This window comes from Stutzerimonas chloritidismutans, assembly GCF_038562055.1.
In the GTDB taxonomy this organism is placed as follows: Bacteria; Pseudomonadota; Gammaproteobacteria; order Pseudomonadales; family Pseudomonadaceae; genus Stutzerimonas; species Stutzerimonas chloritidismutans_A.
Genome location: NZ_JBCFXD010000009.1, coordinates 70312 through 89098, shown reverse-complemented (window position 1 = coordinate 89098; position 18787 = coordinate 70312). Strand labels below are relative to the sequence as shown.

19 protein-coding genes are annotated in these 18787 nt (G+C 59.1%); 9 read left to right on the top strand and 10 right to left on the bottom strand.

From position 1 onward, the window contains the following. Positions 1-2: 2 nt before the first annotated feature. From AAGW23_RS14760 to AAGW23_RS14745, 4 genes are read left to right on the top strand one after another with little or no spacing between them, the layout of a single operon-like run. Positions 3-506 carry a FixH family protein gene (locus AAGW23_RS14760; protein WP_342407152.1) on the top strand — a complete coding sequence of 168 codons (504 nt, stop codon included), beginning with the start codon at positions 3-5 and terminating at the stop codon, positions 504-506. A 7-nt stretch (positions 507-513) separates the two neighbouring features. Further along, on the top strand, positions 514-2952 hold the full coding sequence (locus tag AAGW23_RS14755) for a heavy metal translocating P-type ATPase (protein WP_342407151.1): 2439 nt from the start codon (positions 514-516) through the stop codon (positions 2950-2952). 54 nt (positions 2953-3006) lie between these two features. Next, a complete protein-coding gene (gene ccoS, locus AAGW23_RS14750; RefSeq protein ID WP_102835410.1) occupies positions 3007-3216 on the top strand; it encodes a cbb3-type cytochrome oxidase assembly protein CcoS in 210 nt (69 codons plus the stop codon). Continuing rightward, a complete protein-coding gene (locus AAGW23_RS14745; protein WP_102835411.1) occupies positions 3209-3943 on the top strand; it encodes a sulfite exporter TauE/SafE family protein in 735 nt (244 codons plus the stop codon). The genes ccoS and AAGW23_RS14745 overlap by 8 nt, the downstream gene beginning before the upstream one ends. A gap of 73 nt (positions 3944-4016) precedes the next feature. Here AAGW23_RS14745 and nadE read toward each other — a convergent pair whose 3' ends face one another. Next, on the bottom strand, positions 4017-4844 hold the full coding sequence (nadE, locus tag AAGW23_RS14740; protein ID WP_342407150.1) for an ammonia-dependent NAD(+) synthetase: 828 nt from the start codon (positions 4842-4844) through the stop codon (positions 4017-4019). 193 nt (positions 4845-5037) lie between these two features. On the opposite strand from nadE, the gene hemN reads away from it, so the two are divergent. From hemN to AAGW23_RS14720, 4 genes are all read left to right on the top strand, one after another. Then, complete coding sequence (gene hemN / locus AAGW23_RS14735) at positions 5038-6420, top strand: oxygen-independent coproporphyrinogen III oxidase (RefSeq protein WP_342407218.1); 1383 nt, start codon at positions 5038-5040, stop codon at positions 6418-6420. A 101-nt stretch (positions 6421-6521) separates the two neighbouring features. Next, the gene (gene fnr / locus AAGW23_RS14730; RefSeq protein ID WP_102835413.1) at positions 6522-7256 is read left to right on the top strand and encodes a fumarate/nitrate reduction transcriptional regulator Fnr; all 735 of its coding nucleotides are present in this window, start codon (positions 6522-6524) and stop codon (positions 7254-7256) included. Between the two features lie 10 nt (positions 7257-7266). Further along, complete coding sequence (locus tag AAGW23_RS14725; RefSeq protein WP_102835414.1) at positions 7267-7815, top strand: adenine phosphoribosyltransferase; 549 nt, start codon at positions 7267-7269, stop codon at positions 7813-7815. Between the two features lie 41 nt (positions 7816-7856). Beyond that, a complete protein-coding gene (locus tag AAGW23_RS14720) occupies positions 7857-8438 on the top strand; it encodes an SCO family protein (protein ID WP_200637161.1) in 582 nt (193 codons plus the stop codon). 21 nt (positions 8439-8459) lie between these two features. Here AAGW23_RS14720 and AAGW23_RS14715 read toward each other — a convergent pair whose 3' ends face one another. The 8 genes from AAGW23_RS14715 to pdxB form a co-directional block, all read right to left on the bottom strand. Beyond that, the gene (locus AAGW23_RS14715; protein ID WP_342407149.1) at positions 8460-9167 is read right to left on the bottom strand and encodes a transporter substrate-binding domain-containing protein; all 708 of its coding nucleotides are present in this window, start codon (positions 9165-9167) and stop codon (positions 8460-8462) included. 9 nt (positions 9168-9176) lie between these two features. Next, the gene (locus AAGW23_RS14710) at positions 9177-9950 is read right to left on the bottom strand and encodes an ABC transporter permease (RefSeq protein WP_342407148.1); all 774 of its coding nucleotides are present in this window, start codon (positions 9948-9950) and stop codon (positions 9177-9179) included. Next, a complete protein-coding gene (locus AAGW23_RS14705; protein ID WP_200636996.1) occupies positions 9950-10693 on the bottom strand; it encodes an ABC transporter ATP-binding protein in 744 nt (247 codons plus the stop codon). The genes AAGW23_RS14710 and AAGW23_RS14705 overlap by 1 nt, the downstream gene beginning before the upstream one ends. A gap of 93 nt (positions 10694-10786) precedes the next feature. Continuing rightward, entirely contained in the window at positions 10787-11776 is a 990-nt protein-coding gene (locus tag AAGW23_RS14700) for an ABC transporter substrate-binding protein (protein WP_342407147.1), read from the bottom strand. A 202-nt stretch (positions 11777-11978) separates the two neighbouring features. Then, positions 11979-12578, bottom strand: coding sequence for a recombination mediator RecR (recR, locus tag AAGW23_RS14695; RefSeq protein ID WP_342407146.1), 600 nt, complete (start codon positions 12576-12578; stop codon positions 11979-11981). Between the two features lie 144 nt (positions 12579-12722). Continuing rightward, positions 12723-13049: a YbaB/EbfC family nucleoid-associated protein gene (locus AAGW23_RS14690; RefSeq protein WP_025241324.1), complete on the bottom strand. Its 327-nt coding sequence runs from the start codon at positions 13047-13049 to the stop codon at positions 12723-12725. A gap of 15 nt (positions 13050-13064) precedes the next feature. Next, a complete protein-coding gene (dnaX, locus tag AAGW23_RS14685; protein ID WP_342407145.1) occupies positions 13065-15143 on the bottom strand; it encodes a DNA polymerase III subunit gamma/tau in 2079 nt (692 codons plus the stop codon). A 109-nt stretch (positions 15144-15252) separates the two neighbouring features. Then, positions 15253-16398: a 4-phosphoerythronate dehydrogenase PdxB gene (gene pdxB / locus AAGW23_RS14680; RefSeq protein WP_342407144.1), complete on the bottom strand. Its 1146-nt coding sequence runs from the start codon at positions 16396-16398 to the stop codon at positions 15253-15255. A gap of 123 nt (positions 16399-16521) precedes the next feature. On the opposite strand from pdxB, the gene AAGW23_RS14675 reads away from it, so the two are divergent. Beyond that, a complete protein-coding gene (locus AAGW23_RS14675) occupies positions 16522-17910 on the top strand; it encodes an MATE family efflux transporter (protein ID WP_342407143.1) in 1389 nt (462 codons plus the stop codon). A 21-nt stretch (positions 17911-17931) separates the two neighbouring features. Here AAGW23_RS14675 and AAGW23_RS14670 read toward each other — a convergent pair whose 3' ends face one another. Continuing rightward, positions 17932-18687, bottom strand: coding sequence for a sulfite exporter TauE/SafE family protein (locus AAGW23_RS14670; RefSeq protein WP_342407142.1), 756 nt, complete (start codon positions 18685-18687; stop codon positions 17932-17934). Between the last annotated feature and the right edge of the window lie 100 nt (positions 18688-18787).

Here is an 18787-nt window from a genome sequence, read left to right as displayed (position 1 = left end):
ACATGAGCAATTCTGAGCAAGAAAGTACGCGTTGGTACAAGCAGTTCTGGGCCTGGTTCGTGATCGGCATCCTGCTGATGTCGGTCATCCTTGGCACCTCGATGCTGACAATCGCGATTCGCAATGCCGACACCCTGGTCTCAGACAACTATTACGACGCCGGCAAAGGTATAAACCAGTCACTGGAACGCGAAAAGCTCGCCGAGCGCCTGCAAATGCAGGCGCAACTCAACCTCAACGATGAGCGCGGGCTCGCCGAGGTCCAGCTGAGCGGCGCGAGCCGTCCGCAACAAGTGATACTCAACCTGATCTCCCCTACGCAGCCAGAACGCGATCGTCGCATCGTTTTACAGCCGCAGGGCGGTGGCTTCTATCAGGGGCAGATGCAGGAGCCAGTCACCGGCAGGCGCTTCGTTGAGCTGCTTGGCCGTGAGGGCGACCAGGATTGGCGGCTGTTCGAGGAAAAGGAAATCGCTAGCGGTCAGACGATCAAACTGAGCTATTGACCGAACGATGGCAAGCCCTGTCCCCTGCTACCACTGCGGGTTGCCAGTTCCTGCTGGCAGTACCTACCACGCCCGCGTGCTGAACGAGCAGCGGGCGCTGTGCTGTCCTGGCTGCCAGGCAGTTGCGGAAGCTATCGTCCAGGGCGGTCTGGAAAACTACTATTCGCATCGTAGCGATGCGTCCATCAATCCCGACTCACTGCCGCAAGCGCTGACCGACGAACTGGAGCTTTACGATCGCAAGGACGTACAGGCGCCTTTCGTACGCCACGAAGGTGAGCTGGCCGATGCCTCCCTGATGATTGAAGGCATCAGCTGTGCCGCTTGTGGCTGGCTGATCGAAAAACACCTGCGCCGGCTCGACGCGGTGTCCGAGGCCAGCCTGAACTTGTCGAACCACCGCCTGCGGGTGCGCTGGGATGATGCCTCGTTGCCGCTGAGCGAGCTGCTCGCCGAGCTTCGTCGTGTCGGTTACGCCGCCCACCCCTATCAAGCGGACCAGGCTGCGGAACGACTTGCTCATGAGAACCGCCGCAGCATGCGCCAGCTGGGCGTGGCTGGCTTGCTCTGGATGCAGGTGATGATGGCGACAATGGCGACCTGGCCCGAATTCAACATCGACCTCTCGACAGGCATGGCTAGCATCCTTCGCTGGACCGCTCTGCTGCTCACCACTCCAATTGTCTTCTATTGCTGCACCGACTTCTTCAAAGGTGCACTGCGTGACCTGCGCACCCGTCACCTGACCATGGACGTTTCTGTCTCACTGGCGATCGGCGGCGCCTACGTCGCCGGTATATGGTCGACGGTCACCGGTCAGGGCGAGCTGTATTTCGATGCCGTGGGCATGTTCGCCTTGTTTCTTCTGGCTGGACGTTTTCTCGAGCGCCGTGCGCGCGAGCGCACCGCGGCGGCGACTGCACAGCTGGTCAATCTGCTGCCAGCTTCGTGCCTGAAATTGTCCGACGACGGACAGACAGCTCGCATTCTGCTTCGAGAACTGCAGCTTGGCGATCGAGTGCTGGTTCAACCCGGCGCGCTGATTCCGGCAGACGGCCGTATCCTCAGCGGCCAATCGAGTGTGGACGAATCGGTACTCACCGGAGAGTACCTGCCACAGGCTCGAATCGTTGGCGATACCGTCACTGCAGGCACCCTCAACGTCGAGGGCGCATTGACCATCGAGGTTCAAGCGCTGGGCGACAACACGCGGCTTTCTGCCATTGTTAGCCTGCTGGAGCGCGCCCAGTCAGACAAGCCACGCCTGGCCGAACTGGCCGACCGCGTCTCGCAGTGGTTCTTGATAATCGTGCTATTGACCGCCGCAGTGGTTGGCATTGTCTGGTGGCAGATCGACCCGCAACGCGCTTTCTGGATCGTGCTTGCGCTCCTCGTGGCCACCTGCCCCTGCGCCTTGTCATTGGCTACACCCACCGCATTGACCACGGCCACCGGCACGCTGCACAAACTGGGTTTACTGCTCACCCGGGGTCATGTGCTGGAGGGGCTCAATCACATCGACACGGTGATCTTCGACAAGACCGGAACCCTCACCGAAGGGCGACTGACCTTGAATGAAGTTCAACCACTGGCTGAGCTGGAAGCCGGCGCCTGCCTGGAGTTGGCCGCCGCCCTGGAAAACCGCTCCGAGCACCCGATTGCCCGGGCGTTCGGTCGGGCGCCCCAGGCGGCCGATGCCGTGACCAGCTTTCCCGGCTTAGGCCTCCAAGGTTCGGTTGGCCAACGTACGCTGCGTATTGGACAACCCGATTTCGTAGCAATCGGCTATGCCGGCGCAGCGCCCGAGATTCCCGGAAAAGAGGGCCAGTGGTTGCTGTTGGGCGACGCCCAGGGGCCTCTGGCCTGGCTGGTACTGAACGACCGTTTGCGCGATGACGCGCCGGCACTGTTACAGGCGTGTAGATCACGTGGCTGGGACACCGTCCTCTTGTCCGGCGACAGTTCTCCGATGGTAGGAGAAATCGCTCAGCAGCTCGGCATCAGTGATGCCCACGGCGGCATGACCCCAACCGACAAACTCACTCACCTGCAGAGACTGCAAGCCGACGGTCGTCGTGTGCTGATGATCGGCGACGGTGTCAACGATGCGCCGGTCCTCGCAGCGGCGGACATCAGCGTGGCCATGGGGTCAGCGACCGATCTAGCCAAGACCAGCGCTGACGCCGTCCTTCTCAGCAACCGTCTCGACAGTCTGGTGCAGGCATTCAGCGTGGCGCGCCGCAGCCGCCGCATCATCATTGAAAACCTGACTTGGGCGAGCCTGTACAACGGCTTGATCTTGCCGTTCGCGGCTATCGGCTGGGTAACACCGCTATGGGCGGCTCTGGGCATGTCTGCCAGTTCGCTGCTGGTCGTACTGAACGCATTGCGTCTGAGCCGAGTGCCGAATCAGCAGCGACCCGACAGTCCGGTCCGACCGGCGTAGGATAGGTAGCGCCTACCCGGGGCTTGGCGTTACCCACCACTTCTGGAGGCTCTTTTGGCCGCACTTTACATCTTGATTCCCGTGGCCGTGGTTCTGGTCGCGCTGGCCATCTGGATATTTTTCTGGGCTGTGGACAGCGGCCAATACGATGATCTGGACGGTCCGGCCCACAGCATCCTTTTCGACGAAGAGGACCCAAAGCACAGGGCAGGCATCGAGCAAGCAGACAAAGCTCACGATGAAGGGAAGTCTGATCGTGAGTGAATTGTTGCCTCTGCTGGTGTCGGCGCTGGTGCTTGGCCTGCTTGGCGGTGGTCACTGTCTGGGCATGTGTGGCGGCTTGATGGGTGCCCTGACCATGGCCATTCCTGCTGAGCAGCGTGGCAAACGCCTGCGTTTACTCGTGGCCTATAACCTGGGCCGGGTACTCAGTTATACCAGTGCCGGCCTGCTCATCGGACTGGCAGGCTGGGCCGTTGCCAACAGCCCTTTCGCGATGGCGTTGCGGATTTTAGCTGCACTTCTGTTGATCAGCATGGGCCTGTATCTGGCGGGATGGTGGACAGGCTTGACGCGTGTCGAAGCAGTCGGGAGGGGCCTGTGGCGGCATATACAACCATTCGCAAGCAAGCTCATGCCCGTCAAGAGCGTGCCACGCGCGCTCCTGCTTGGTGCTCTTTGGGGTTGGCTGCCGTGCGGTCTTGTTTACAGCACCCTACTGTGGGCCGCCAGCCAGGGCGATGCACTGGATAGCGCCTTGCTGATGTTGGCATTTGGTATCGGCACCTGGCCCGTGCTTCTGGCGACCGGCCTAGCCGCCGAACGCCTTACCGCACTGCTTCGCAAACGCGGCGTACGAATGCTCGGCGGACTCACGGTAATTCTTTTCGGACTCTGGACACTTCCAGGCCCTCACCAGCAATGGTTGATGGGCCACGGTCACGTTAACAGTGCGTCCGCGCAGCAAGCGCCCACGCACGTTCATCACTGAAGGGTCGCTGACCGAGATAGCCCACTGAGTAGCAAGCATGCGCTCAGCGGGCCTACTTTCACCGGCGTTTGACTCAGGGCTCTTTCGGCAGCTGGCGCTTATGAGCCGACTTGTCGTAAGTGTCGATGATGATGCGAGCCGCCTCGTCCGGCACTGAGCGCCCCAGCAGAAAGGCATCGATATCCTGATACGTCACCCCATGAGCCTCTTCGTCCGGCTTGCCAGGTGAAAGCTCCTCGAGATCGGCGGTGGGGACCTTCTTAACCAGCTGCTCAGGTGCGCCTAACGCAGCGGCCAGCTCACGAACCTGATGCTTGACCAGACCGGCCAACGGCGTCAGGTCACAAGCGCCATCACCAAACTTGGTAAAGAACCCCATAACCGCCTCGGCGGCATGATCGGTGCCGATAACCAGTCCCTGCCGGGCATTGGCAATCGTGTACTGCGCCACCATCCGCATCCTCGCCTTGGTATTGCCGACAACGAAGTCACGTTTCTCCGGCGCCAAGTCATCAAGCGCTTCGGTCGCTCGCGTCAAGCCTTGCACAGCGGCGCCGATGTTAACCGTGTGGCACTCGTCCGGCTTGATCGAATCGACTGCAAGCTGCGCTTCGTCTTCGTCATGCTGGACTTGGTAGGGAAGCCGGACAGCGATGAATCGGTAGTCGTCGCCTTCGCCGGCATCGCGCATGCCCTCGACGGCGCGCTGCGCAAGCAAACCGGCGGTGGTCGAGTCGACACCTCCACTAATGCCCAGCACCAACGTCTTGAGACCAGATTCGCGCAGGCATTGCTGAATGAAGGCAATACGCCGGTCAATCTCAGCCTGTATTGCCGCTGCTCCATCAAAAGGGCCGCAGACGTTAAGCGCAGCAGCGATTTCTTGCTGACGGTGATGCATGGGTGTCTCCTTGCAATAGATAAGGTTGGCAAGACGGTAGCTAATCCGACCATAACTCAGTCAATAAATCTCCTGGTATGTACCACTGCTCTCCAGCTCCGCAGCAGGGTCTTGGCTCGCTTGATACAGGTCAAGTCTACGCGGTAGCGCCCGCCCTAGAATCCGCTCACCGCAGTCAACCCGAGACCGTATGATGCTCGACGCCATTCGCTGGGATGCCGACCTGATTCATCGTTACGATCAGGATGGACCGCGCTATACCCTTTATCCGACGCCCTTGCAGTTCAACAGCAATCTGGGCTCATTCGACCTGCTGTATGCACTGCGCAGTAGCCGCCAAGCGGCCAGACCGCTGTCGCTCTATATACATCTGCCATTCTGTGCCGACATCTGCTACCACTGCCCGCGCAACAAGGTCATCAGCAAAGACCGCGAACGTGCCTCTACGTACCTGGCGCAACTGGCGAAGGAAATCGAGCTGATCGGCTGTCACCTCAGCCAGGACCAGGTGGTGGAGCAACTTCATTTCGGGGGTGGCACACCTACCTTTCTCACTCACGCCGAGCTGCGCGGGTTAATGAGCCATTTGCGCGAGCACTTCAACCTGCAAAACGACGATCATGGTGATTTCAGCATCGACATTGATCCCCGCAGAGCAGACTGGCCGACGATGGGGCTATTGCGTGAGCTTGGCTTCAACCGCATCAACATAGGCCTGACAGATCTTGATCCGGATGTGCAGCGAGCAATCAACCGCATTCAGACTCTGCAACAGACCCAGACGGTTATCGAAGCTGCCCGAACCCTGCAGTTTCGCTCGATACAACTCGATCTGAGCTATGGATTGCCGCTGCAGACCCCTGAGCGATTTGCTCACACGATCACTGCTGTGATCGCTCTGCAGCCGGAGCGGGTTTCAGTTTCCAGCTATTGGCATGTGCCCGAGCGGCACATGGCGCAGCGAAAGATCAACGCTGCAGAGCTACCAACACGGTCGGATATGTTGGCGATGCTGCAGCACAGCGTGGAACAGCTGACTCGCGCGGGCTATCGCTATATAGGCATGGATCTATTCGCCCTGCCCGACGATGAGCTCGCGATGGCCCAGGAAGATGGGGCCCTTCAACGCAGCTTCCAGGGCTATACGACTCATGGACATTGCGATCTGGTCGGCCTCGGGGTTTCAGCGATCAGCCAGATCGGCGACTTATATTGCCAGAACAACAGCGACATCACGCTCTACCAGCAGTCGCTGGCACAAGGCCAACTCGCTACGGTTCGGGGTCTGCGATGCAATCAAGACGATCAGATCCGGCACTACACCATTCAGGCCTTGCTCTGTGATTTCGAGCTCCGTTTCGACGAAATCGAAAGCATCTTCGGTGTCAGCTTCAAGGTCTATTTTGAGGAAACCTGGCCAGTTCTGGAGCAGATGGCTGCTGATGGTCTCATCCAGCTAAGTGCGGACGCGATGACCATTCTGCCGGCCGGGCGGTTACTCGTCCATGCCGTGTGTATGCAGTTCGACCACTGCCTGCCACCTCGCCCCGCGTCGCGGCTCTTACACGCCATGTGAATAACGGCCCTTGCCACCCCCACTGCGACCCTTGTACCGATTGGCCTTAGGTGCCTGCGTGAGTTAGTCTTGCGCACCGTAAGGTTTATCAGGATCCCGCAATGTCCGAGCCCATCAAGGTCCGCAAACAGCCGCAGGCTAATTGCAAGGATTGCAGCCTCTCTGGCCTCTGTCTGCCGCTTTCGTTGAACATGCAGGACATGGAATCGCTGGACGAGATCGTCAAGCGCGGACGCCCCCTGAAGAAAGGCGAAACACTGTTTCGTCAGGGTGATGCGTTCAATTCCGTGTTCGCCATCCGCTCCGGTGCCCTTCGCACTTTCAGCGTCACGGATGCCGGCGAGGAGCAGATCACCGGGTTCCACCTGCCGAGCGAGCTGGTCGGGCTGTCCGGAATGGACACCGAAACCTATCCAGTTTCCGCGCAAGCGCTTGAAACAACCTCGGTGTGTGAAATCCCCTTCGAACGCCTCGACGAGCTCAGTGTGCTGCTGCCCCAGCTGCGCCGTCAGCTGATGCGCATCATGAGCCGCGAGATTCGCGATGATCAGCAGATGATGATGCTGCTGTCGAAGAAGACTGCCGACGAGCGCATCGCGACCTTTCTGATCAATCTGTCGGCCCGCTTCAGCGCCCGCGGCTTTTCCGCCAATCAGTTCCGTCTGCCCATGTCACGCAATGAAATAGGCAACTACCTGGGTCTCGCGGTGGAAACCGTTTCGCGCGTGTTCACCCGCTGCCAAGCGAGTGGGTTGCTCGAAGCTGAAGGAAAGGAAGTCCGAATTCTTGATTCCATCCGGTTGTGCGCCCTGGCGGGCGGAAACATGGACGCCTAACGGAGCTCGTATGATTTTTGACGAATTCGCGATCAAAACCTTGATCAGACCGGTTCCGGACTTCCCCAAACCGGGCGTGGTGTTCCGTGACATCACGCCACTCTTGCAGTCGCCAAAAGCCCTGCGCATGGTGGCGGACAGCCTGATTCAGCGCTATGTCGAAAGCGATTTCACCCATGTGGGTGCGCTGGATGCCCGTGGATTTCTCATCGGTTCGATCATCGCCTACGAACTGAACCGGCCTTTGGTCCTGTTTCGTAAGAAGGGCAAGCTTCCAGCCGACGTGCTGGCAGCGGCCTACAGTACCGAATACGGCGAAGCCTACCTTGAGGTGCATACCGACAGCCTCTGCGAAGGGGATTCGGTTCTACTGCTGGACGACCTGATCGCCACGGGCGGTACGCTGGTCGCCGCGGCTCAGCTGGTTCGCCGCATGGGCGCTCACATTCATGAGGCCGCTGCGATTATCGACCTCCCTGAACTCGGAGGTTCACGCAAATTGCAGGACATGGGCATCCCCACCTTCACCCTGACCGCATTCGAACTGAACGAGCGCTAGGCTTGATCATCAGTTGGACGTCGGCGATACGCTGCGGAGCGATGCTCGGTCTTCTCGCGCTCTGCTCAGCGTCGTTTGCAATTGATCGCGGAGCCATGCTCGACGAGGCTAATCTGCTAGTGCTTCCACGGGAGCGACAGTTGCCTACTGTTGAACTCGTTGACGAACAGGGCCTGAGCTTCACAAGCGATGCGCTACGTGAGCGCTGGTTCCTGCTCTTTTTTGGATTCACGGCTTGCCCTGACATCTGTCCGACAACGCTGAGCGACATGCGTCGTTTACTCAACCAGCTGCCGCCCACGGTACGTGACCAGCTGCAAGTGATCTTGGTCAGCGCCGACCCTGCACGCGACACGCCTGAAGCACTGCGTACCTACCTGAGTTATTACCGAGCAGACTTCAAAGGATTGACCGGCGAAATGCCCGAACTGCAGAAGCTCTCCAAAGGTCTTGGGCTTCCTTTCGTTTCGGCAACGGATACTACGGTATCCGACTACAACGTCAGTCACAGCAGCAACCTAGCGATCGTTGGCCCGAACGGGACGCTGCGCGGACATATCCGAGCCCCATTGAAGCTGGAAGGGTTAAGCAGGGCCTTGCAACAGCTAATCGACGCGAAATGACGGCATCTAGGTCTGGATAACCTAGTGACAGTCAAGCGTATCGGCGAGCACGTAGGCCTGAAAGGCAACTTCCTCGATCCAATGCTGCGTTACCTCAGCCAATGCATCCTGCCCCTCACGGCTGGCAGTGAATTGCTCGATGCGCTGCTGCAGCGCTATATCAGCTGTCGCAACGCTCAATGTCACGTGAGCATCTCCAAGGGCAGGAAGTAGCCGGCTATAACGACGCCACTCAGGCAACTCGGCGATTTGCCGCAGCAAGACAAGGTCGCCTACAACCGCTTGGCACTCACCGAGTTTCAGCCCGATCAGTGCCTGTGCCGTACTGGGATATATATGTGCCACGCCGCCGAAGCGACCGACCACAACGCCCGCATGCGGGCTTCCTGCGGTGACACAGAACGGCTCACCAGCAAGCTCAGCCCAGCCGTCTGGGCCTGCTTCGCTTGCGGTTAGAGCGCTGATCTCACTGGAATAGTAAGCAGCAACTGACCCAAGCTGACCAAAGCGAAGCTGGCCCTCTCCGGTGATAACTATGGGCGCTATGTTGTAGCCCAAGGCTTCGCCCAGGCGGACAAGCCAATTGGCCTCGAAACCCTCCCCGATTGATTCAGCCTCCGCCGCTTTGAGCGGACGATAAGAGTCAACCGCAACAGCCTCCAGCGTGGCAGCCTGAGCCCCAACTGGCGCCATCAGCAGGAGCATCAGCCGTAACAGACAGGTTTTCACGGCGCCGTCCTACACGTACTGATAGCGCAGCATGCGCTGCTTGAACTTCTCCAGAACAACCTGATCGATCAAGGTCGCCAGAATAGCGATGACCAGGATATTCATCATCACGCCGGCCATGTCGGCAATCTCACCGGAATAAGCCAGCGAGCGCCCAAGGCCCTGACCGAAGCCGATCAGCATTTCTGCCGAGATCAGCGCTCGCCATGCGTTTCCGAAAGCCAGCTGCGCGCCGGTAATCAGTTCGGGCATCACGGCCGGGAGATAGACCCGCCGCACCAGCTGCCAACGTGATGCGCCCATCACCCGAGCAGCGGCAACCTGGACAGGCTGCACGCTTTCGGTGGCGTTCATGACCGACAGCGCCATCGGGAAGAATGCTGCCAGTGCGACCACGACGATGATTGGTAAGTTGCCGAAACCCATCACGATCAGGAACAGCGGCACCCACGCGATCGAGGGGATTGACTGGAGGATTACGATGGCAGAACGTAGGATTTCACGAAAAAAGAACAGCACACCACCCAGCAATCCGAAGCCGATACCAAACAGCATTGCGAAGCTATAACCGCTCCCCAGTCGGCTCATGCTGCCATAAAGCCCTTCGCGAAACTCCGGCTCATAGACCGTGGTAAACAACCGCTCGAAAACAACAGGTATCCCAGGCATCAGAAATGCAGGAAGGCTCCACGCAGCGATCTGCCAAATCAGCAGGATGAATAGAATCGCCAACACCACGGCGAGGTATTTCTTCGGTCCGGTCAGACGACGCCCCTGGCTCATCAGTGCCCTACCTCCGTCTTGATACCCAACAAGCGAAGAATCTCGCGCCGCTCGGCAGCGAATTCGGAAAGGTCGTGGCTTTTCTCGCAATGGATGAAGTTGAACGTTCTAAGTACTTTGGCCGGACGGGCACTGAACACCAGCACGTGATCAGCCAGATACAGCGCCTCATCAACGTCATGCGTGACCAACAACACCGTAGGCTGATGCTCGTCGATCAATTCACGCAGAACATCCTGCAATGCCATGCGTGTAAGCGCATCAAGCGCCCCGAACGGCTCATCGAGCAGCAAAACTTCCGGCTTGGCAATGAATGCACGTGCCAGTGCCGTACGCTGCCGCATGCCGCCCGAGACCTGATGCGGGTAGTAGTGCTCGAAGCCTTCTAGGCTGACCCGAGCGAGCCAGACCCTGGCCTGCTCGAAAGCATCGGCCTTAGCTACGCCTTGTAACTCAAGAGCCATTGCCACATTGGCCTGCAATGACAGCCAGGGGTATAGCGCGTGCTCTTGGAAAACCAAGGTGCGCCGGGGACTGGGACCAGGAATTTTTTTGCCATCGGCGAGTACACGTCCTGCGGTAGGTTTTTCGAGTCCGGCAACCAAATGCAGTAACGTCGACTTCCCGCAACCGGAAGGTCCTACCAGAGCGACCAGCTCACCTTGGGCAAACTCGCCACTGAAACCCTTGATGACTTCAAGCTGGCCAAATTGCTTGTCTACTTCTTCGAACCTGAGTTGCATATCGCTAGGGAAACCTCAAGAACTGCCCAATCAGTGGGCTAAATGACACTGCCCGGCTCTATGGCCGGGCAGTGCGGAACGATCTGCCGATGTTTACAGCTCGCGCGACTCTTGCCAGGACAGGTCGAGAATGGCGCTGGTATCGAATGGCTTGCCATCGCGAGTTTTGAGCGAACCAAGCTCTTGTAGAATATTGGCCAGTTCCTGAATACGCGCCAGATCATCGCTGCCAAGCTTGGCGCCGAAGGTTTGGGTCGCAATGGCCTCTTCAATTACCACTTCACGGGGCAATTCACCGCGGTTCAGCGTCTTGAGCGTAGGCTCGGCGATAAAGTAGTCGGCAATCAATTTGGCAGCTTCTGCTGGCTGATTTTCCAGCAGCTCAATTGCCTCACGCTGAGCATCCAATGACTTCCAAACTGCCTCTTTGCGCTTTTCCAAGGTTTCGCCGGCGGTAATTACCACCATGCACGGGAACGGCCAGACCTCGCCTATTTCATAGATCTGCTTGACGGGTGCCACGAGCTGAGCGATCCGATCGTAGGGCTCGAAGAGAAACGCAGCATCGGTGCGTCCCGAGACGAGCGACTGGACGGCTACTGCCGGACTCGTACCCATGATGTTGACGTCGCTGGGCGCCAAGCCGGCAGCTTTCAAGGTCACGCCACGCAGCACCGCATCGGCGGTGCTGCCTTCTTTCTGCGATGCCAGAATCTTGCCTTTAAGGTCGGCGATCTTTTCGATACCTGTCCCTTCGCGGGCTACGATGGAGTGATAGCCCTGCTGGGCGCCACCGACGACCTTGAGGTCAGCCCCCTTGGATGCCCATGCGACCGCGTTGGTGAACCCCAGAACCCCAGTGTCCAGCTGACCGCCAATGATTGCCTTGATCAGATCGGTACCGGAACTGAACTCGACCAGCTCGACGTCGAGACCATGCTTCTTATAGAAGCCGCCCTCATGGGCAACCATCGCCTGAGCATCATCCATTACACGGATATAGCCGACTTTGAATTTTTCCTGCGCTTGCGCAAAAGCGCTTAGCAGCAGCAGTGCGGGAACCAACCAGTGTTTAGCCTTCATTGTCGACCTCAAGTGGATAGGCAGCGCCATGTATATAACCGAACGAACACAAAAATGTAGTTTTGGTTATTAATGAGTTGTGGCTTAGAACTTTACATCAAGTCAGGCGAGCAAAGCACCCACTTAGGCGCCATAAGGATTGAACCGGAGGTTATATAGCGGCTCCTGCTCGCATCGCTTTCGGCACATCGAGAACGATATGTCAGAGCGTGATCGTCTTCCGCCCAGCCAGCGCATGCGCAAGCGTGCCCCCATCGACAAGATCAAGCTCTCCGCCAAGGGGCACACCGTGCGCAATACGGCTGAGCGTCAACCCTTTGGGAATCAAGAGCTGCGCAATGTAATGCGCAGTAGCTTCGCCTTCGACGGTGGGATTGGTGGCCAAAATTGCCTCGCTGAAATTTCCGTCAGCCACCCTGCCGAGCAATTCCGGGATGCCTATGGCCTCTGGCCCCAGGCCATCAAGCGGAGAAAGGTGGCCCTTGAGTACGAAATAGCGACCTCGAAAACCAGTCTGCTCCACCGCGAACACATCCACAGGGCTCTGGACGATACAAAGCAAGCTATCGTCCCGACGCGGGTCAGCGCATTGCGGGCACAGCTCTTCCTCGCTTAGCGTGCGGCACTGACGGCAATAGCCCACCTCCTCCATTGCACGCGTAAGCGCCTGAGCCAGTCTCAGCCCGCCACTGCGGTCGCGTTCAAGCATCTGCAAAGACATGCGCTGGGCGGTTTTTTGCCCTACGCCTGGAAGAATTCGCAATGCATCAATGAGTTGACGAATAAGCGGACTGAAAGACATGGGCTCACCAAACTGAGAGGCAATGGGGCTGTTTTATACAGAAGCGGCGTTTAGAACAACGCCGTGAAATTCGCTTCGCTAAGCGTCGTTCACGGCGCCGATAGGCCACGCTGGACGAATGCCTGGAACGGCACCCGGCATCACTCAGAAGGGCATTTTGAAACCCGGTGGCAACTGCATACCATCGGTCATGCCGGCCATTTTTTCCTTGCTGTTCTGCTCGATCTTGCGAACCGCGTCGTTTACCGCAGCGGCTATCAAGTCCTCGAGAATTTCCTTGTCTTCCTGCATCAGGCTGTCATCAAGACTGACACGCTTGACGTCGTGCCGACCATTCATTACGACGCTTACCAAGCCAGCACCGGATTGACCGGTCACTTCTGCGTTGGCCAGCTCCTCCTGCATCTTTTGCATTTTTTCCTGCATTTGCTGCGCCTGCTTCATCAGGCCGGCCATGCCACCTTTCATCATGGGGTTTACCTCGGATCAGGGTTCGGTGTGTTCTACGGGTTCGATGGTACCGTCGCGAATGACGGCAGCGAACTGTTGCATCAACTGCTGGACCACGGGGTCTGCCTGAATCGACTGCTCTGCAGCCCGCTGACGCTCGCCACGCCGCCGCGCAGCAGCCTGCGCCGGCGTTTCCTGCTGCGGGGTCTGCAACTCGATATCCAGCTGCAAAGTGCGCCCGTGGTATTGGTTGAGTGCGTCGTTGAGACGCCGGTGCTGAGTGGAGTTAAATAGCGCACTTTGTGCCGGGTCCAGGTGCATGAGCCAGCGGTCGCCCTCCACTGCAATCAAGGTGCAGTTAGCAGCGATACTTCCGGTGAGGCCAGCGAGTCCCAGCTTCAAATAAATGTCCAGCCACTCGGCCGCTAACCCCGTGGCCGGCTCGACGGCTGGAGCCGGTTCGACCGGCTGGGGATCGGCCTCGAAATCGTCCAGTCCGCCAAGGTAGGCTTCCGCCTGCGTTTCAACTTCGAAGTAGTCTTCGTCCGTGAGCGGCGGCTCATCATCATCCGGCTCGTTCACTTCAACCACCGCAGTGTGATGCGCTGGCTCAGCTAGAGGCTCAACCTTTCGTTCCAACGCCTCGCTTTCCACAGCTATCGGCGGGGTGTCTGGAGGCTCATTCCAGGGCACATCCACCACCGGCGGCGCTGATTTCGCTTTAGCAGATCTGGACAAAGCGGGCGCAGACTGAGTGTTTGTCACTGTTGCTATTGCCGACGACGAAACCTTGATCGCTGGCGCAGGCTCTGGCGCCCGCTCGGCAGTAACGTTGGCCGGCATAGTCTGCGACGGATGCGCATCTATCGGAGCTGTTAGTGCCGGTTGTGTCGACGCCACCGGCAGCGCAACCGTATCACGAACCGGCGCAGCCGATGCTGCTGAACCGGCCACGTTCGTTGCTCTGGAGTCAGTCGTGGCCGGACTGACTCCCGATATCTTTAGCGGTGTTCGCGGCGCGTCTTCAGTATCGGCAGGCCGAAACGCGAGCATACGCAGCAGAACCATTTCGAAGCCGCTTCGCGGATCGGGCGCCAACGGCAGATCGCGCCGGCCAATCAGCCCCATCTGGTAGTAAAACTGTACGTCTTCGGCCGGCAACGCCTGCGCCAGCGCCAGTACTCGATCACGATCACCCTGCCCGTTGTCGACCGCATCCGGCAAAGCCTGAGCGACAGCAACGCGGTGCAGAACATTGAGCATTTCCGCGAGCACCCCCCCCCAATCGGGGCCTTGCTCTGCCAGATGACGCACCGCTTCGAGTAGCGCACGAGCATCGCCCTCCAACAGCGACTGCAGCACGCCATAAACCTGACCATGATCCAGCGTTCCGAGCATGCTGCGAACGTCAGCCGCGAGCACCCGGCCCTCGCCAAAGGAGATCGCCTGATCGGTGAGGCTCATCGCATCGCGCATTGAACCGTCAGCGGCACGCCCGAGCAACCAGAGCGCATCCTCCTCGTACGGCACCTGCTCCACTCCAAGCACATGGGTGAGGTGCTCGACTACCCGCTCGGGTGGCATGTTTTTCAGCGAGAACTGCAGGCAGCGCGACAGGATGGTCACCGGCAGCTTCTGCGGATCCGTGGTGGCCAGCAGGAACTTGACGTGGGGCGGCGGCTCTTCAAGCGTCTTAAGCAATGCGTTGAACGAATGCGACGAGAGCATGTGCACTTCGTCGATCAGATAGACCTTATAACGCCCGCGGCTAGGGGCGTACTGCACGTTATCCAGCAGCTCGCGGGTATCTTCGACCTTGGTTCGACTTGCGGCGTCCACCTCGATCAGGTCGACGAACCGACCTTCATCAATTTCCCTGCAGACCGAGCATTCTCCACAAGGTGTGGAGCTGATACCCGTCTCGCAATTGAGGCATTTGGCGATGATTCGCGCGATGGTGGTTTTTCCGACGCCACGCGTCCCGGTGAACAGATAGGCGTGGTGGAGGCGCTGGCTGTCCAGCGCGTTAATCAGAGCCTTGAGCACATGCGTCTGGCCGACCATTTCGCGGAACGAGCGCGGACGCCATTTGCGGGCTAGTACCTGATAACTCATAACACCATCGCGGGATAAAGCAGAGGACGGGTAATGCTAGCGGAGCAGGCTGCAAATTGCATCCAGCCTGACGCCCGTCTCGTCGACGCTCCTGGTTGCCAGCGCCCGGTTAACACTTAAAGGTGGCGCCCAAGGCTCGTACGATTCTCTCCAACCGGGGTTGAGCGCCTTTGATCTCGATCTGCAAACCGTCTATTTCTCGACGCGGCGGGTACTGCTTGCGCAGCTGATCGAAGCCGACCCGGCGCTGGGCCTCCTCGCCGCCCAGATGACGGCGAAACGCGGCGTCATCACGCCGTGGGTCGTAAACCGCCCGACAGATTGTCGCCAACAGGTCAGCCGACCCTGCGGACGCCTCGAAGACCAGGCCGCGCAGCGACGTGGGTGGCATCAGCTCTGCCAGCTCGACCTTTGGCTCCAGCCCTTTGCTGGCACAAAACGCTTGATAGATCTGCGCCGTTCCGCGCAACTTCCCGTCGAGGCTATAACCGGCGATATGCGGAGTCGCGATCCAACACAACTCGGCCAATTCGACATCGACCTGCGGTTCTCCCTCCCAGACATCGAGTACTGCCTGAATATCTGTCCGCCTGGCCAACTGCGCGCGCAAAGCGTGATTGTCGACGACCGCGCCGCGTGCGGCATTGATCAGCCAGGTACCGGGTCGCAGCCGCTCCAGACGGGTTTGGTTCAACAGATGAAAAGTCGAGTGCTCCCCTTCCAGGGTCAGCGGGGTGTGCAGGCTGATGACATCGCACTCGGCCAGTATTTCATCCAGCGTGACGAACTCACCCACTTCACGTGCCTGCCGCGGCGGATCGCAGACTCGCACGTCCCAGCCCAGGCCACGCAGAACCTCTATCAGCCGGCCCCCGACCTCGCCGGCGCCGATCACACCATAGCGGCGTCCCTCTAGCTCAACGCCTTCACCTTCGGCCAGAGCCAGAAGACTGCCGAGCACATAATCGACGACGCCCCGAGCGTTGCAACCCGGTGCGCTAGCCCAGCTGATTCCCGCCTCTTCAAAGTAATCGAGGTCGAGGTGGTCGGTGCCGATCGTGCAAGTGCCCACGAAGCGCACTGCAGTCCCTTCGAGTAGCTCGCGGTCAACCCGGGTAACCGACCGCACCAGAAGTACGTCGGCCTGCTCGAGTGCGGCCCTGTTGATGCTTCTCCCAGGCATGCGGCGTATCTCGCCGAACTCAGCAAAAAAAGCCTCGACCAGAGGAATGTTTTCATCGGCAAGGATGCGCATTTGTCAGGCTCCGTCAGTGATTTCCCATTCTAGACCGCGTCGAGCCGCTCTGCTGGCTTCCCGCGCGTGCGCTTGGCGGCGTAGACTAGTCGGTCTTCCTGTATACAATCCGGATAATCTGCAATGCCCACTGAGCTCAGACTCAGACGGGTTCGCGTTGAACTGCGCACCCTCTTCGCCCTCGCCCTGCCGATGATGATTGCTCAACTGGCAAACACAGCCATGGGTTTTGTCGACACCCTGATGGCTGGCCGCGTCAGTCCCGAAGACCTAGCAGCAGTTGCCTTGGGCAACTCGATCTGGGTGCCGGTATTTCTCCTTGTAACAGGTGTCATCTTGGCGACTACCCCAAATGTCGCTCAGCACTTTGGCCGCGACCAGCACGACCGGATTGGGCCCTTGGTGCGCCAGGCGTTATGGATGGGGCTCGGTGTGGGGTCGTTTTTCGCCGTGCTGATGTGGAACGCGGAACCGGTGCTGCATCTGATGGAAGTCGCACCGGCACTGATCGACCCAACCATGGCCTATTTGCGCGCAGTCGCCTGCGGCTTTCCCACAGTGGCGCTGTACCAGGTGCTGCGTTGTTACAGCGATGGGCTTGGTCACACTCGACCCAGCATGGTGGTCGGCATTCTTGCGCTGATGCTGAATATTCCGCTCAATTACATCTTCATTTACGGCAAGTTGGGGCTGCCAGCCATGGGCGGCGTCGGATGTGGCTGGGCTACCGCGGTGGTCATGACTTTCATGCTGCTGGCGATGCTGTTCTGGGTGCGCCGCGCCAACTACTACCAGCCCAGTCAATTGTTCACCCGTTTCGATTGGCCAGAATGGCCGGTGCTCAGCCGACTGCTATCGGTCGGTGTACCGATTGGTGTTGCGGTGTTCGCAGAGGCCAGCATTTTTTCGGTCATTGCGCTTCTGATCGGCGGCCTCGGTGCGACCGTGGTAGCCGGGCACCAGATTGCGCTGAATTTCACCTCGCTGATCTTCATGATTCCGCTGTCGCTGGGCATGGCCATCACCATTCGCATCGGCCAGGCGCTGGGTCGAGGCGCACCACGCGACGCACGCTTTGTTGCTGGCGTGGGGATCGTATCAAGCCTCGTCTATGCCTGTTTCTCGGCAGGCAGCATGCTGTTGTTCAGCGAGCAGATTGCGCGTATCTACACACCCGATCAGGCCGTGATCGCCGTAGCCGCCAGCCTGTTTTTCTACGCCGCACTGTTTCAGTTTTCGGACGTGGTTCAAGTCACCGCAGCAGGCGCACTGCGCGGCTATCAGGATACGCGGATGACCATGATATTCACGCTTTTCGCCTATTGGGGAATTGGCCTGCCGGTGGGCTACCTGCTTGGCCTTACCGACAGGTTTGGCGAGCCCAGCGGACCGGCAGGGCTTTGGCAAGGCCTGATCGCCGGACTGAGCTGCGCCGCGTTTCTGCTGACCATTCGCCTGGTGCGCAGCGCCCGTCGTGAAATTCGCCGAAAGCCGAACCAGGCAGCAATCTAGCGCTTATTTACTACCGACTGTTCAGACCTCTAAGGCCAGCATGACAGCACTCAGCAACAGGAAGCCGCTGAATAGCACACGCAAAGTACGCTCCGGCAGCGCATGGGCCAACCTCACCCCGAGGCTGATGCTCAATAGCCCCCCGATGGCAAGCGGCAACCCGAGCATCCAGTTCACCTGACCATGAGTGGCGTAAGTGACCAGCGTAACAGCGGTGCTTGGCGCCGCGAGCGCAAGAGAAAGACCTTGTGCCACGACCTGTGACGTGCCAAATACAGCTGTGAGTACTGGCGTGGCAAGCACTGCGCCCCCCACGCCAAATAACCCGCCCAGCCCGCCGGCGCCAGCGCCCAGTACGCCTAACCAGGGCCAGGGATGACGCAGTTCGGTCCCACCGGATGGCGGCCTGAAGAACACCCGCGACAATGTGTGTATAGCCAAGGCGACGAGAAACACCACAAAGGCAATCCGCATGCGCTCAGCGTCCAGCGATACAGCGAGCGCAGCACCCGCGATGGCGAAGCAGAAACTGGCGATGCCCAGCGCTGCCGCGTGGCGAAGGTCGATGCGATTGCGCTGATGGTAGCGCCAGATGGCGAGCAGCACGTTGGGCACCACCATGACCAAGGCGGTGCCCTGAGCGACCTGCTGGTCCAGATCGAACAACACACCTAATACCGGAATTGCGATCAGCCCTCCCCCAATACCGAACAGGCCACCCAGCGTGCCCAACGCCAGACCCAGCACCACGTCCAAAACAAATCCGACCAGGTCCATAACGCCTCCTATGAAAGGCGCAATGCTACTCAGCGAGCTCTGGTAGGCATATGCACAAGCATGCACAATGGCTTTGCGTATTTCGCAAAGCGAAGCGAGC